The 14,829-nt window shown below is 63.9% G+C and carries 13 protein-coding genes; 7 read left to right on the top strand and 6 right to left on the bottom strand.

Features of this window, described 5'->3' with window-relative positions; translation table 11 throughout:
• Positions 1-2: 2 nt before the first annotated feature.
• On the bottom strand, positions 3-653 hold the full coding sequence (locus D2T30_RS04715) for an ABC transporter ATP-binding protein (protein ID WP_128207918.1): 651 nt from the start codon (positions 651-653) through the stop codon (positions 3-5).
• A gap of 527 nt (positions 654-1,180) precedes the next feature.
• Positions 1,181-1,969 carry a DsbA family protein gene (locus D2T30_RS04710; RefSeq protein WP_128207917.1) on the bottom strand — a complete coding sequence of 263 codons (789 nt, stop codon included), beginning with the start codon at positions 1,967-1,969 and terminating at the stop codon, positions 1,181-1,183.
• A 176-nt stretch (positions 1,970-2,145) separates the two neighbouring features.
• On the opposite strand from D2T30_RS04710, the gene D2T30_RS04705 reads away from it, so the two are divergent.
• The 6 genes from D2T30_RS04705 to D2T30_RS04675 all read left to right on the top strand — a co-directional run bounded on the left by D2T30_RS04705 (position 2,146) and on the right by D2T30_RS04675 (position 11,095).
• The gene (locus D2T30_RS04705; protein ID WP_128207916.1) at positions 2,146-4,401 is read left to right on the top strand and encodes a type IV secretion system DNA-binding domain-containing protein; all 2,256 of its coding nucleotides are present in this window, start codon (positions 2,146-2,148) and stop codon (positions 4,399-4,401) included.
• Positions 4,398-7,955 carry a MobF family relaxase gene (mobF, locus tag D2T30_RS04700; protein WP_128207915.1) on the top strand — a complete coding sequence of 1,186 codons (3,558 nt, stop codon included), beginning with the start codon at positions 4,398-4,400 and terminating at the stop codon, positions 7,953-7,955. Before D2T30_RS04705 ends, mobF begins: the two co-directional genes overlap by 4 nt.
• Entirely contained in the window at positions 7,952-8,575 is a 624-nt protein-coding gene (locus tag D2T30_RS04695; RefSeq protein ID WP_128207914.1) for a hypothetical protein, read from the top strand. Before mobF ends, D2T30_RS04695 begins: the two co-directional genes overlap by 4 nt.
• Positions 8,576-8,753: 178 nt before the next feature.
• Positions 8,754-9,587: a lysozyme family protein gene (locus tag D2T30_RS04690; RefSeq protein WP_241651197.1), complete on the top strand. Its 834-nt coding sequence runs from the start codon at positions 8,754-8,756 to the stop codon at positions 9,585-9,587.
• A gap of 189 nt (positions 9,588-9,776) precedes the next feature.
• On the top strand, positions 9,777-10,505 hold the full coding sequence (locus tag D2T30_RS04680) for a ParA family protein (RefSeq protein ID WP_128207912.1): 729 nt from the start codon (positions 9,777-9,779) through the stop codon (positions 10,503-10,505).
• Positions 10,502-11,095 (top strand): hypothetical protein, encoded by a 594-nt coding sequence (locus D2T30_RS04675; protein ID WP_128207911.1) that lies wholly within the window; start codon positions 10,502-10,504, stop codon positions 11,093-11,095. Before D2T30_RS04680 ends, D2T30_RS04675 begins: the two co-directional genes overlap by 4 nt.
• A gap of 228 nt (positions 11,096-11,323) precedes the next feature.
• Here D2T30_RS04675 and D2T30_RS04670 read toward each other — a convergent pair whose 3' ends face one another.
• The gene (locus D2T30_RS04670) at positions 11,324-11,806 is read right to left on the bottom strand and encodes a DUF3768 domain-containing protein (protein ID WP_128207910.1); all 483 of its coding nucleotides are present in this window, start codon (positions 11,804-11,806) and stop codon (positions 11,324-11,326) included.
• 506 nt (positions 11,807-12,312) lie between these two features.
• The gene (locus D2T30_RS04665; RefSeq protein ID WP_128207909.1) at positions 12,313-12,639 is read right to left on the bottom strand and encodes a hypothetical protein; all 327 of its coding nucleotides are present in this window, start codon (positions 12,637-12,639) and stop codon (positions 12,313-12,315) included.
• Positions 12,640-13,506: 867 nt separating this feature from the next.
• Between D2T30_RS04665 and D2T30_RS04660 the strand changes: the two genes are divergently transcribed.
• Complete coding sequence (locus tag D2T30_RS04660; RefSeq protein ID WP_128207908.1) at positions 13,507-13,770, top strand: hypothetical protein; 264 nt, start codon at positions 13,507-13,509, stop codon at positions 13,768-13,770.
• Between the two features lie 154 nt (positions 13,771-13,924).
• Here D2T30_RS04660 and D2T30_RS23010 read toward each other — a convergent pair whose 3' ends face one another.
• Together D2T30_RS23010 and D2T30_RS04655 are read right to left on the bottom strand one after the other, a co-directional pair.
• A complete protein-coding gene (locus tag D2T30_RS23010) occupies positions 13,925-14,101 on the bottom strand; it encodes a hypothetical protein (RefSeq protein ID WP_164884203.1) in 177 nt (58 codons plus the stop codon).
• A 601-nt stretch (positions 14,102-14,702) separates the two neighbouring features.
• Positions 14,703-14,829, bottom strand: a 127-nt coding sequence (locus D2T30_RS04655; RefSeq protein ID WP_128207907.1) for a DUF736 family protein, incomplete at its 5' end; no start/stop codon positions are given.

The following is a 14,829-nucleotide window of genomic DNA, read 5'->3' as shown; positions in this document are numbered from 1 at the left end:
CGTCATGTCAGACGCCCACCGCGCAGATGCACCTGCCGGTCGAGCCGCGCGGCCAGGCGCGGCGAATGCGTCACCATCAGCAGCGCCGCGCCGGTCTCGGCCACCAGCCGCAGCATCAACGCCATCACCCTGTCACCCGAAGCCTCGTCCAGGTTGCCCGTCGGCTCATCCGCCAGCACCAGCGCGGGCCGGGCGGCAAGGGTGCGGCCGATGGCAACGCGCTGCTGCTGGCCGCCAGACAGCTCTTCCGGATAGCGCGACAGAAGCGGCCCCAGATCCAGCGTCGCGACCAGATCCGCCTGCCAGCGCGGATCGTGCCGCCCCGCCAGCCGTGCCTGAAAGGCAAGGTTCCCCGCCACGTCGAGCGATGGGATCAGGTTGAACTGCTGGAATACCAGCCCCACCGTGCTCCGGCGCAGCGCCGCGCGTTCGGCATCGCTGCGGCCCATCGGGCGGCCCGCAATTTCGATCCGCCCGGTATCGGGCGCGTCCAGCCCGGCGCAAAGGTGCAGAAGCGTGCTCTTGCCGCTGCCGGATTCGCCGGTCAGCGCCAGTGTCTCACCCGCCGCCAGCGACAGGCTGACCCCGTCCAGAACGGTGACCCCGCCCTCGGAACTCGCATAGCCTTTGGAGACGTCGGTCAGCGACAGCATGTCGGCCCCCTAGTGCGATCAACAATGGTAGACTCAAATGCTGTGCGTCACCCACTTGGCAATATTGTAGCGAGAGGTGGTTATCGGGGCAAACCGCGCCACACGAAGTAATTTTTCGTGCAAATCGGTGCGGTCTCTGGCGCATCGACCTTTTTCAGTGAATACGACTTTCTGACCGAAAGTATGTGAATGCTTCAATGGCGGAATCAATAACCAAGCCAGCGAAGAGCATCTCCGACATCGTACTGGTCACACTCGCAGCAATCCCGCAAGAATTTCCTCGACACCTGCCTAATCATTGAGGCCACGGCTATCCAGCTCGGTCATCGCTCGACCTCGACTGATCCACAATGCCCTCCTCACTTTCTGCAGAGGTCCTGTGCATTACTCCGTGTTCGAGTGGCGGGAAGGCCACTGGCCACCGCAGTATCCCAATAGGTTCAGCGCCTGGCGTATTTCGATTGATACTTCCGTGAATTGATCTCGAGGAAACAGCCGCCACTACCATCTACGAGATCCTGGCAGCCTCAGATACCCCGTACCCCTGGGCGCTGGAACGCATCCCGCAGGCGATCAGCCGTCATCAGCCCGGGCACGATCCCATCCCGGAACACAAAGGCCGGCGTGCCGTTGATCGACAGAGCCTGTGCAAGCCGCTTGTTCTCCGCTATTCGCCCGGAAATATCCGGCTGCCGCCCTCGTTCCGACAGGGCATCGAAATCAAAACCTGCCGCCCCGGCGAGCATCCGCAGCAAGGTGTCGTTCAACTGACCTTTCTGTGCCAGCAAGGTATTGTGGAAACTGATATAGGCCTCATCGCCATGTTCCGCACGAACGGCAAGGGCCAGCCGCGCGGCCTGCTCCGACGCAGGCCCCAGGATCGGGAACTCCTTGAGTACCACCGCAACTTCGCTCTCCCCTTCGAGCGCGGAAGTCAACTCCGCCAAGGCGGCCCGACAGTAGCCGCATTGATAGTCAAAGAACTCGACCACGACAATCTGACCTAAGGGGTTCCCCTTTCTGCCATCGTCGCTCCCGAACAGAGCGTCGGCATGTGCCGAAATCATGCCGGTCTGAGCGTCGGCCTTCTTTACCGCCTCCTGCTGCTCGAGCAGCGTGAAGACTTCGAGCACAACTTCAGGATTGTCCAGAAGCCAGGCCCGTGCGCTCTGCGCGAACTCATCAGTATAGCCCGGCTCTGCCAGAGCGCTACCCGCACCGGTTGCGACAACGGCAACGGCCACCAGCGGGCCCTTCAGCCAGTCGGATTGCCTGTGCGCCGCGCCTTTGGGCCGGTCGTTCAAGATCGATGTCAACTTCCCGTCCTTCCTTGGCTGGCCTCGCCGACCGTGAGCTGGCGTTGCACCCCACGGCCGACGAAGGTTCTCATTTCAACGTTTGATACTTATCATCATCACTAGGATTCTATCGTTGCATAGAACTACTATCGTTGACAACGGGATTCATTGGCATGCACGTGTTGGAGGCCGAGATGAGACGCAACAACCAGCCGACCCGCTTTGTAAGGGGCGGACAGACCACCCAGCACTGGTGGCGTATGGCGGCACAGGTGCTGCGAACGTCTCTGTTCATATCGCTCGGCGCCTTCACCCTGGCCTACTGCGTGATGATCGCCACCAGCTACGAGCTCCGGCTCATCCGCGAAACCTTCATAAGCTGGCTTGCCCAGTACAACGTCGATATCGGACGCCCCGAAAGGCGCCTCACCTATGTCGATTACCTGAACCGCCCACAGGACCGCAGTGCCAGCGAGATCACGGCCGATGCGCGGATGAACGAAGTCGCGCGGCAATATCGCGAGAACGCCGTCCAGCTGGCGTGGTTCGCATCCCTTCCAGCGGGTGCCGTCCTCGTGATCAGCATTGGGGTATTTGGCTGGGCCGGGCGGCGGCTTGGCGAGAACCAGCATGTACGCGGCAGCCGCCTGATTTCGCAAACCGACCTCGCAGACTGGTCGCGGCAGAAGTGGAGAAACTACCGCAAGCGCTATCGATCTGGCGGCAAGATGGATGCCTACACCATCGCCGGCATTCCCTTTCCGCCGAACGCGGTCGAAGCGCAGACCGGGGTTTTCGGGACTGTGGGCGTCGGCAAGACCAATGCCATCAAGGAACTGCTGAAAGCCATCCGCGCGGGCTCCGGCCGCGCAGTCGTCTACGATCGGATGGGCGGCCTGGTGCGGGACTTCTACGACCCCGAGACCGATATCATCGTCAATCCATTCGATGCCCGTTCTGCGATCTGGTCCCCGTTCTTTGAGGCCAGGACGCCCGAGGCATTGGCCCAGATCGCTGAGGTGATGATCCCGCAACGGCCGGGTCAGAACGACCCGTTCTGGAGCCAGACCGCACGCCTCGTCTTCGAATACGCCGCCCGCTCGCTCCTCAAGGCGAAAACGCCGACCAATGCCGATCTGCGCCGCGCGATCATGACGATTTCGGCGGACGAGCTGGCGAAGCTGCTTGCCGGCACGCCCGGCGCGCATTTCTTCGGGCCGCATGTCGAAAAAACCTCGGCCTCGATCCGGGCGAACATGATCGCGGAGCTGCGCTTCCTCGAATTTCTCCGCGACGATGGCGAGCCCTTCTCTGTGCGCGAATGGGTCAAGTCCGAAAAGGCCGGGTTCCTGTTCCTCACCGGGGATGCGGAGCATTCTGCGGCGACTCGTAACGTGATCAGCACGGCCGTCGAAGTCGCGGCCAATGCGCTGATGACCTGCGAAGAGCGCCGGGATCCGAGCCTGTGGTTCTTCCTCGATGAGGTTCCCACCCTCAACCGCCTGCCCTTCCTGGTCCCCAAACTCGCGGAGGTCCGGCAGTTCGGTGGTGCCTTCGTCCTCGGCTATCAGGTCTATGCGCAGCTTGAGGACATCTATGGCGAGAAGGGCGCGCAGAGCATTGTCGGCACGCTCAACAACCGCATCGTCTTCAACACGCCGGATGCGAGAACCGCGAAGCTCTTCTCGGATTCCCTCGGCTTCGAAGATCTGATCGAGCAGCGCGAGAACCTCAGCTTCGGGGCTCATGAAAGCCGCGACGGCGTGGCCTTCATCAGCCAGAGGGTCGAGCGCCCGATCGTCACCCCTTCCGAAATTCAGGCCCTGCCGCAGTTCGAGGCCTATATCCGCTTCGCCTATGACGCGCCGACGGCAAAGGTCATGTTCGAGCCGGTATCGACCAAGCCACGCGCCGAGAAGTTTATTCCCTATCAGGGGATCGGCTTCGATCTGGACGGGATGAACCCGCACACGACCCCTGCCCCAGCCGACGAGGACGGATCGATCCCCGCACAGATCGCACCGGAGCTCATTGATCAGGTGCAGGAAGAACAGCGCGGTAATTGGGCAAGCTGGCCGCCGGATCAGCAGATCGACGCCTTTTTCCGTTGGCGCAAGGCAGGCCGGACTGAGGATTTCAATCCGCAGAGCGGTCAGATGGAAGCGCCGCTGATGGGCATCCCGGATGAAATTCTCTGGGATCACTATTATCGCGAACGCCTGAAGGGCAACGGAAACCCCGCTTTCCGGGTGACGCCGAATACCACCGCCATGCTTTCCAGCCGCCGCAAGGCGTCTTCAGGCAAGCCCGGCCCTGACGTGCCCTCCTATGCTGCCGTACTGGAATCCTGCGTCGAAACCACCTCGGCAGCGGATATCATCGACCCTGCCCCGCCGCCCGAGAGTGACCCCCTGTTCGATGCCATGGATGACCGTGGCTCCTTGCTATGATGTCGCTCAGCAACGTCTCGCCCGGGGCGGCGGCGAGCGGCTATTATCAGGCCGAGGGCTATTACATCGCCGGCAGCCCGGAGGCTCTAGCGGCCGCGTCCTGGTTTGGCAAAGCCGCCGAGCATCTGGCTGATATCGGCTGGGACACTTTCCGCGAGCGCGTCGACAACGAGCTTTTCTCCGACATGCTACAGGGCTACGCGCCGGGGCTGGAGCGCGATGCCGAGGGGAACTGGAAAGAGGGTCAGACCCTCGGCCGCTGGGTCGGGGGTGAACGTCAGCACCGACCCGGGATCGATCTGACCTTCTCGGCCAGCAAATCGGTTTCGATCATGGCTCTGGTCGGCGGTGATGAGAGAATTGTGGCCGCCCATGATCGTGCCGTCAAACTCGCCATGGCCGTGGCAGAGGAGCGCTTTGTCTACACACGACGCGAGGTGAATGGCGAAATCGTCCCGGTCCACGGCAAGATGATCGCCGGGCTCTTCCGGCATGACACGTCCCGCGCGCTGGACCCCCAGCTCCACACCCATGCCGTGATCCAGAACATGGTTCTCGGGCCGGACGGGCGCTGGACGGCACTGACCAACGAACCGCTTTATGAGAACAAGATGCTGCTCGGCAGCATCTACCGCAATGGCCTTGCCCGCGAGCTGACCGAGCTCGGCTATACCGTGGATCGCGTCGGTCCCGCCGGCATCGTGGAAATCCGGGGCGTTCCGCAGGAGCTGATGGATGGGTTCTCCAAGCGGCGCCAGGAAATCGAGGCGGCGCTGAAGGATTATGGGGCCGAGCCGACCGCCAGGGATTCCGCGCTGGCGGCACTGGCCACACGCAAGAGCAAGCACAAGGGCATCGACCGGGCGGAACTGAAGGAGGGCTGGCTGAAGGAAGCCCGGGATCTCGGTATCGCCCGGGAGGATCTGGACAGGATCCGCGACGACGCTTCGCTCTCAAAAGCGCTGAGATTGCCCGGCATGACGCGCGATGGCCCGGTGGTGATCGGCGAGGAGGACAAAGCAGCGGCGGCAATCGATTTTGCCATCCGCCATGTCAGCGAGAGAAACGCTGTCTATTCTGCGGATGACCTTTTGAAGGTCGCCTTGAATCACAACAGCGAGGTCGGACACGATCGCCTTGAAGATGCGATCTTGCGGAAAGAGGCCGAAGGCCGGCTGGTACCGGTCCACCTCCATGAACAGCGGGAAGTTGCGATTGCCACACCGAAGGTGGAAGGCATTCATGGCACTCTGAAGTCCCATGGCCCTGCCCCCTACAAGCATCAGGACGGACAGAAAGGGAGCTACTTCGTCACGCTGGAGACCAGCCAGGGCGAAAAGACCCTTTGGGGCGTCGCGCTCGCCGGAGCTATCGAGCGGGCCGCCCTCGAAACAGGAGACACCGTGGCGCTGAAGATTGTCGCTTCCGATCCTGTCAGGGTTCGGGACGGCGAGGGTTGGAAGGAGATCACCCGGAACGACTGGATCGCGGAGAAGGTCGAGGCGCAACCCGAGCGCCAGACACGGATCGAGACCGAGATCCGCTCCCTCTACACCGACGATGCCACGCTGGCGGCCGAGGTCCGCGTCCAGGAAGAGTTTCGGGCCGGGCGCCGCGCCGACGGGGTCATTCTGCCGGATCGGCTGCGCGAGAATGGCGGCGTCAAGATGTCGGGGGTCGCAACCCTTCGGGAGCGGCTGAACCAGAGCACCCTGACCGAAGGTCAGCGCGACGCCATCCTCACTGGCCTCTCCCCTTCCGGGCGCTTTGTCGCGGTTCAGGGATATGCCGGTACGGGAAAGACCTACATGGTCGAACAGCTTCGGAGCTATGCCGAGCGGTTCGGCTATATGGTCGAGGGAGCGGCGCCGACCAACCGTGCCGTCGCCGAGCTGGAGAAAGTGCTTCCCGGCAGCCGGACAGTCGCGCGCTTCAAGCTCGACGCCGATCTTGAACGTGATCCGGCGGACAAATCGAAGACCATCCTGGTCATCGATGAATCCTCGATGATCGGCACCACGGATATGCGCGATCTGATGGGGCGAGCCAATCAGGCGGGCTATGCGCGGGTTATCCTGCTTGGCGACATCAAGCAGCTGGATGCGGTTGCGGCCGGCACGCCCTTTGCGCAGCTGCAGCGCGCCGGGATGCCGACAGCGCTGATGGCCGATATCCAGCGCCAGCGCGACGAGGGCCTGCGCGATGCGGTGCTCTATGCGATCCGCGGCGAAATCAACGCGGCCTTCGCCAATCTCAGCGAGGTCGCAACGCCCGCAAGGAACCAGAAGTTCACCGACAAGGTCGCCAATTCCTGGCTTGAGCTCAAACCGTCTGAGCGCGAGAGGACAGGGCTGATCGTGCTGACCAATGCCGTGCGCGAGGAGGTCAATGCCGCGATCCGCGAAGGGCTGCGGGGCGAAGGCCGCATTGCTGCCAACGACACGCAGATCAGAAGCCTGGCCCCGCACAATTTCACGAAGGCGGAGGCAGCCGAAGCGGCGAGCTATCGCATCAACGATGTCGTCGTTCCAATCCGGGATGTGAAAGGCGTCGGTCTCACCGGCAATACCCTTTACAAGGTGACCGATACCAGCCTGCGCAGCAACACGATCACGCTCCGCCCGGAGGATGGCGGTCTTGCCATCCGCGTGCCGCTTGTCGCTGGGGGGAAAGCGGCTGCCAGCCTTATCGCCTATAGCCCGGTTGAGCGCGACTTTGCGCCTGGCGATCGCGTGAAGTTCGCACTCACCGACCGCGCCAGCGGTGTGGCCAATGGCGCACGCGGCAGCGTCGAGCAGATCGGGGCAGGTCAGATCGAGATTCTGCTCGATGACGGCAAGCGCACCCGGCTTGCCTTCGACAGTCTCGCGGCGCGCGGCATCGATCATGCCTATGCGGCGACGGCGCATGATTTCCAGGGCGCGACCGTCGACCGGATCATCGTCGGCATGATGGGCAAGGAGCAGCTCAGTACCCAGAAATCCTTCTATGTCGGGCTGTCCCGGGCTCGTGACGAAGTGATGCTGATCACCACGAAGGTCAGCGAGCTCGCAAAGCAGATCCAGAAACAGACAGGCGAGCGGCCCGCCGCACTTGATGCCTGGGAGCGGCGCCTGAGGGACGAGGGGCGCGAGCGGGAGATGGCGGAGAAGCACCGCCAACCGCGCGAGCAGGACGCCAGGACAGCCGCACCGCAAGAGCACAATACCGCCAAAACGCCAGACCGGGCGAGCGGCGACCCAGAGGAACGCCAGGCCGCCACACAGCCGGAGCGCCAGACCGGCAGCCCGCCAGACCGCCGCGCCGCCACCACGCCAGATCGCCCCGTCGCCGAACCGGCAGAGCGTCAGCCCGCCGCGTCAGCCCGCCTGCCCGCCATAGCGCCGGACCGCCAGCCCGCCAGGGATCCCGGCAATACCGAAGAAATCCTCCGCGATCAGTATGCCGCGCTGAAGCGGGCGGAGCGGCCGCCTGAGCGCAATGAGCGGGACGTAGCCCGCACCATCCAGGAGATCGAACAGATGCAGAAGGTGAAGGAAGGACCGATCAGATGAGGAAAGAGAATATCGACAACCGCTATCGCTTCGTACTCGGCGCCGAGGCGGCGGCGCTTACCGCCAATCATACACCCGAGGGCGACTTGCCCCGGGCCGAGCACCTCGACGCAGGGATTGCAGCGCTTCAGGGCGAGGTGGAACTCGCAAGACAGGTCAACAACCGCCTTGGCGAGGAGTTTGACCGACTCGACCAGAGATTCCAGTCCCTCCTGTCATCCCACAACGACGGGATGCGGGGTTTGATGATGACGGTCGGGCAGACGATCCGCGAACTGCACGTCATTCGCCGTGTCCTGATCATCTCCGGGGCCACGAGCAGCGAGCAGGCGGAACGGCTCTATGACAAGGCTTTGCCGGCTATCAACGAGCTGCGCGCGACGATGGCCCTCTGGCGGCAAAGAGAGGGGTTGGAGATCCCGGAATTCTCGCTGGTGGAGGAGGAGCGGATCCTCAATCAGCTGATTCAGAACCCGTCGACCGAGAGCGACAGAAAGGACGGCCCGGAGGAAAGCCTTGGCGAAGCGCTCACGGAGCAGTTCCACCGGCTCCGCGAAGGATTTGACGCGAACCTCACCGACGAACGTCACGAGCGCGAGATGGAGCGTGATGATGACTAGGTCTGAGGCGACCAAAACGGCCGGAAAATGGGCCGAATCCCGTGGCACGGCGTGCCATTTTCGTGGCACGCCGTGCCACGGCAGATTCGCACCGCTGAAATTGCTGGAAAATTCCTTTCAGGGCAGTCCGACGGCCCCAAACGGCTATAAACCATTCAGAATGAATGGCTTATGGCCGATGCAGCACTTGCTGCGTCAGGTGTGGTCCTTCTCCTCGGGATGGCACATCGAGGACGGCCTGCAGAGAACCTGCGCCCTCCTGCCCGCAGGCGCAGGCGGATGCCTTCTAGCGCTGTGCCTTGCCACTTCCGCTGTGGCCGAGGGCTGGACATGGGGATCGTCTTTCGATCCGAAGCCCGCCGCGCGCAGGGAGGCCATGCCGGGGTCCAGCTTTTCCGGTCTTCGCGTGGCATCGTCCTTCGACCAGCCGGGTGCAGGCTTCGCCCTTGCACCCCAGGGCGGCGGTGCCTTCCGTCTACCCGGTGGCAATGACGCGCTGGTGAAGCTGCAAGCCCTGATCCAGCACGCGGAGAGCCGTCGCGCGGGCTATGATGCCTGGCACGAGAGCGCCGCCGTGCCACCCCCGAAGGCGCCCAGCCGGATGACGCTCGCGGAAATCCGAAGCTGGATTGCGGCGACACCGGGCCAGCACCACGCGATAGGTCGCTATCAGATCGTGCCGGATACGCTGGAAAACCTGATCCGCAGGACAGGCCTGCCAGCGGAAACCCTGTTCGACGCAAAGATTCAGGACGCTCTGGCGAATATCCTGATCCTCGACGCGGGCTATGCCGAGTTTGCGGCGGGCAGGATCACGCCGGGCCGCTTCATGGACAATCTGGCCCGCATCTGGGCTGGCTTGCCGCTGGAATCCGGTCTTTCGGCCTATCACGGCGTGGCGGGCAACAAGGCCACTGTGACCCGCGCCTTCTTCGCCGGGCAGATGGCAGAGATTTTCCCGCAGCAACGGGCGCAGGTGCAGCTTCCCGACCGACAGGCCGGGGGAAGCTGATGCGCCCGCCGAACCGCCGAACCGCCGAACCGCCGAACCGCCGAACCGCCGAACCGCCGAACCGCCGAACCGCCGAACCGCCGAACCGCCGAACCGCCGAACCGCCGAACCGCCGAACCGCCGAACCGCCGAACCGCGATTGCGGCAGAGCGTCAACCCGTCAACCCCGAGCCACCCGGAGGCCGTCTCATGATCGTCATTGCTGCCTATAGCCACAAAGGGGGCACCGGCAAATCCACCGCGCTGATGGCTCTTGCCAGTGCCATCGAGGCGCGCGGACAATCTGCGCTTCTGGTCGATTGCGATCCGCAGCGGAACTTCAACATGTATCGGGTGCAGGCCGAGGAGATCGGATGCTGGTCCGACAGGATGGAGGTCCGCTATCTCGATTTCGAAGCCACGGGCGTGGCGCATCTGGAATCCGATCTGATGGCGGCCGAGGATTCCGGGCGCTTCGACTACGCGCTGCTGAATCTTGCCGGTGTCGATCATCCCTTCAACCGCATGGCCCTGCGCTATGCCGAGTTGACGCTCCTGCCCTTCAAACCGGCGGCAACCGAACTTGCCGAACTCGGTCCCGCGCTGGAAGTGATCCGGGGACTTGAGCATGAAGGGGAGATCGGCGCGGCGCGGGTGCTGTTCACCATGATGCGTCCAAAGCTGACCAGCGCCGCCTCGGCCTATCGCGATGCGGCACTCGACGGATTCCCGGTCATGGAAACCCGGCTGCGCGATACCGCAATCTTCGCGGATATCGTGATGCGGGGCCTGCTCGGTCGGACGCTTGCCCTGATGGAGCGACAGGCCAGCGGGCTGGAGAAGATGCAGGTCAAGCGCCTCCGCGAGGCGCTTGACGATTGCCGGGCACTGCTGGCCGAAGTGGATGCCATCCTTGTTGGCGCGAGGACCGCGACATGAAGAACCGAGGTGTGTTCAGCGCCAGTCCGCGCCTTCCGGGCCTGGCGCATAAGACCGGCGGTCGCCCGGAGGCTTTGCCTGGGCAGATTGCGGTGCCGGTGACCGAAGATCGCGACAGCGCCAGCAGGATCGAAGGCGCAGAGCCGGACCGGATCCCGGTTCCGCCCGCGCCTGCTCAGCCAGTGTCTGTGACTTCCAATCGCTCGCCTGCGTTGGCGCCACCAGCAAAGCGCAAATATTCGCTGTCGCTGCGGATCCCGGCGGAACTGGTCGCCGGGTTTGGGGATGTGTTGGGCGGCTATGTTGCCAGCGATCGCAAAGCGATCCGCCGGGGCCTCGCCGGGCAGGTGCAGGCGCAGATCGTCCGCAACCTGCCAGAGCCTGCATCGGGTCACGCGGAACAAGGGCCGTGCGAGACGATCCGTCTGGACCTGCGACTTGACCTGGCCACGGTCGCAGACCTTCAGCGCCGGCATGATCCGCATGGGCTGATGCCTGCGGTCACGATGATCGCGCGGGCGGTCGAGCCGTTCTATGCCACGCTTCTGCGCGATCTTCTTTCCCGCACGGGCCAGAGGCACCCGGGTTGAGGTTGTGCGCGTCCCCACCACCGGGCGCAACGCCGCGACTGCGGCCCCCGCGCGGGCAGCGCCGGACCTGTCGCGCCGTGGCCCTTGCGGCTGCGGCGCGACAGGTCACCTTTTCAGCGCCAGCCCAGCCCCCTGCCGCCCTGCCCTGCGGGGTTTCGGTCGGGGCGGGCTTTCCGGTTCTGGTCAGGGAAGGCGGGCGACCCCTGCCTTGGGGGCCGCCCTGTCCTGTCAGTATTCGTCGGGCAGGCAGAGGGTCAGGACGCGGATTGTCTGGCTCGGGTCGGTTTCCACCTCCGGCCCCATAAGCTCGTCGTTGTCGTAAAGGTCGATTTTCCAATAGATGCGGAAGGTGTCGCCGTCATGGGCAATGTCAGGCATTCCGAAACTGCGGGCGCCATAACGGCAATGGTCATCCACGAAATTGTCGTCAGTGCGGGTCATGGCAAGTGCGGCCTCGACAAATTCCGGCCCCATGTCGCGGATGCCGCGCGTCACGAAAACCCGCCCCCGGATTTGCTGACCATCGACCAGAACCGGGCCAAGGGCTTTGCGGAAAGCGTCATTCTGCGCGCCGATGATTTTCGCCTCGGTCCGGGTTGCCTCGTATCGGTCCAGATCGAAAACCGGGCCACCGCAGCAGGAACAGGCATCCGGGCAGGCAAAGGCGACGATGGCGACCGTTTCGCAGGAGATGCATTGATATTGAGCCATGAGAAAACCCCTTTTCAGATTTGCGATCCCTTTCCGGCTTGGCCCCCTTTGAAAAATCAGGGCTGTCCGGGAAGGTGAGCCGCGCTCTTGCGCGTCTCTCCTTCTCGGATTGCCCCTCGGCGAGAGCAGGAGGGGGGCCCGGCAATCGGAAAATCAAGGCACAAGGGTCGGGGCCCCCGTCTGCACAAACCGACGCAGGAGGTGCGGAAGATGGGGGTGGCCCTTGGGGCGCAGTATTTTCTGGTTGCCGGGGGAACCGGCGGTTCCCTTTCTTCCTTTCTTTCCTTCTCTGCTCCGCGCTCGAACCCGGGAACACCATCGGCCCTGCAGGGGGCGTTCGGCTTGCCCGAATCCCCCCTGCACGCCCCGCCGTTTGAAGCTGGCTTCTTCTCTGCGAACAGGATGCGACCCTCCCGGGATCCCTGAAGGGGCCGATCCGGTATTGGCGGCGTTCCCAACGGCCGGAAGAATCGGGAGGCAGCTGGTCGCCGCCTCCCGGGGACGCCTCAACCGGCGTCCGTCTCGGCTCCACTGATCGGCATCCCGAGGTCGAAGCCACAGATCTGGCTGCGGCGCTGCGCCAGGAGGATGCGCATTGCGGTCGGATGGCCCAGCACCCCGGAGAAGGCGTCACCCATCGCCTCGAAGGGCGCCAGATTTTCGATAGCGATCACGTCGCCGTCCTCGTCATAGCCGCCGTGCAGATACATCGGCGCTGTCTTCGCCCGCTTTGCAGCCCTCTCCGCCTTGCAGATAAGCGCGAAGGCCTCGCGGCGGTCCTGCCAGTAGGCCTCGCTGCCCGCGTCGATGCAGATGATATTCCGGTCGTCCATGTCATGCTCCTTTCGCTTGATGACGAAAGGCAGGAGGCACCGTTGCCGCGAGGGGTCAGGGATCGCTCTGCGACCGCCAGCGGCGGCGAGCGGGGGTGCCGGTTTTCTGGCGCAGCCTACCAGGCGGCGGCCGAAAATCGGGGGGACCGCGATGTCCTTGACGCCGGAGCGGCTGGTGCAGACTCGGACGTCATAGAGATAAGAGCCCGCGGCCCCGACCAGGGGCCGCGACAATGCCCGACCTGGCCCGTCCTGAACACCCCGACCGGTCTCCCGTGCCTCTTGCCCGGTTCGGCCCGGGTCATCGGTGTCGCGGGATCGTGCGGTTGGGACCGGGGCCCGCGTGAGGATCGTCACCCGCATGGGCGGAGACGGCCGCCTGCGGCTGGCTCCGGTCGGGGCCGCTTGCGGGCGCGACTAGAGCCGTGCCTCGCTTCTTTGCGAGGTCACGCCCGAACACTTCACCTGCAACTGACGAGTATCCTTTCCTGAGATCCCCGGCCCGCTACCGCGACGGCGATCCATCCCTGTCATGTAACACCCGCTGCCCCTTATCTGCCCTGCGTCATCCTTCCCGCACCCCTATCGGAAAGGCCTCGGGCTTCTCAGAAGATCTGGTGCAACACCATGTCGTCTCGCAAAGCCTGCGGATGACGGGAAATCCTGGTGGTGAGGGACCCGGCACCTCTTGCCACGGGAATCGAATCCTGGCCAATGTCGGGAGCGCGACCGCAAACCATGTCGTCCTGTTCGTGAAACGCGTCGCTTCAGCGTGCGAAGACCGGCCGGACCCGCCGCATCGTCTCGATACAGTTCGGGATCGGTGCCACTGGCGGCCGGTGCCAAATGCAACGAGGGCCTGAGCTTATGACGGGCAGCACTGATGGTTCGAATGAGGGCGAGCATCGTGAGATGATGCGGTCTCTGCGCAATGCCAGGATCTTCGACGATCTTGTCTATATCGCGCTGTTCCCGCTTTTCACGGCGCTGGCCTGGCTGATCGGCCTGCCCTCCTTTCTTCTCTTTGCCATAGCGGTTCTTACCCTCCCGCTCGGCGCCCGCGCAGCATCGGATCTGTGGTTGATCCGCATGCAGACCCGGCTGGAAGACAGCACCGCGGATCGAAGCTGAGCCCTGCCATCCGGCCTTCCTATGCTCGCATGCCCTGATGCCCGGACGGGTTTCACCCGGTCAGGTTCCGGTTCGGGCAGCTTTTGACCCGGGTCCGAATCGCGACCAATGCGCCGGCGAACCGGAGCATTGGTCGTTCGGGTATGGCGGGCGGTCAGCGCCGAAGAAGCTCCCAGGGATCGATTTCGGCGAGGATGCAGACCTCGTCACCGTCCAGATCATCTGCCGGGCAAGCGGCGCAGCTCCCGTCACCTGCACGGAAGACGATGATCGATACCATCAGGGTGGCGGCAAGGCTGGCAGCATAGGCGGTGGCATCGTTGTAGGACATCGGTCTGGCTCCTGTCTTTGTGCCGCAGGGGCCAATCCCCCGCGTGACAGGCGCCCCGCAGGTCCGGCGGAAGCCGCAATCACCGGGCGCGTTCGGCTCGTCCGAATCCGCCCGGCGGCATGCCGATGGCATAGCCGACCTCTTGTGGGTTGATTGTCGAGGCGCCCGACCGGACCAGGGACAGCGACGGATCGCGAGGGATGGCTTTGCTGCCCTTGCGAGGGGCCAGAGAGCCCTCCGATGCAATGCGCATGAGATTCCGGTTCGGGCTTCCTGTGGCAATCGGACAATTCGCAAGAGCTTGCGCAGACTCCGGTTCCGCTGCAGGCAGGACATCCTCTCGCCGGGAAGGCTCGCGGACGCAGGATCGGGATCGGGTTGCGTGGCAGGATTCTCGCGCGCCGGGACTATGATCTCCCTGCAATATTTCAGCGGAACCAGAAGGCCCGACCGTCTGGCGCAGGCCCTCCTCTGCAGATCATGTGCAGTACCGCCCTGAAGTCCATGATCTTCCAGACAGGCAATCTGCCGTTCCTTGGGCGACACCAAACGCACGACAGCCCCGCCCGGGTTTTCGCGGGCGGGGCTGCGACCTGGTGGCTCAGTTTGCGTCGCGGCGCTGCGGGCGGGACCAGATCAGCGAGTGGGTATCGCCGTCCTCGTCATCGAAGAGGCTGGCGTAGATCGGGGCGTTGAAGCTCGGATCGTCCAGCTTCAGGCCCAGATAG

This window comes from Paenirhodobacter populi (assembly GCF_004022215.1).
Lineage (GTDB): Bacteria > Pseudomonadota > Alphaproteobacteria > Rhodobacterales > Rhodobacteraceae > Rhodobacter > Rhodobacter populi.
Note: the sequence above shows the minus strand (reverse complement) of the source record. Positions and strands in the feature narration are given on the sequence as shown.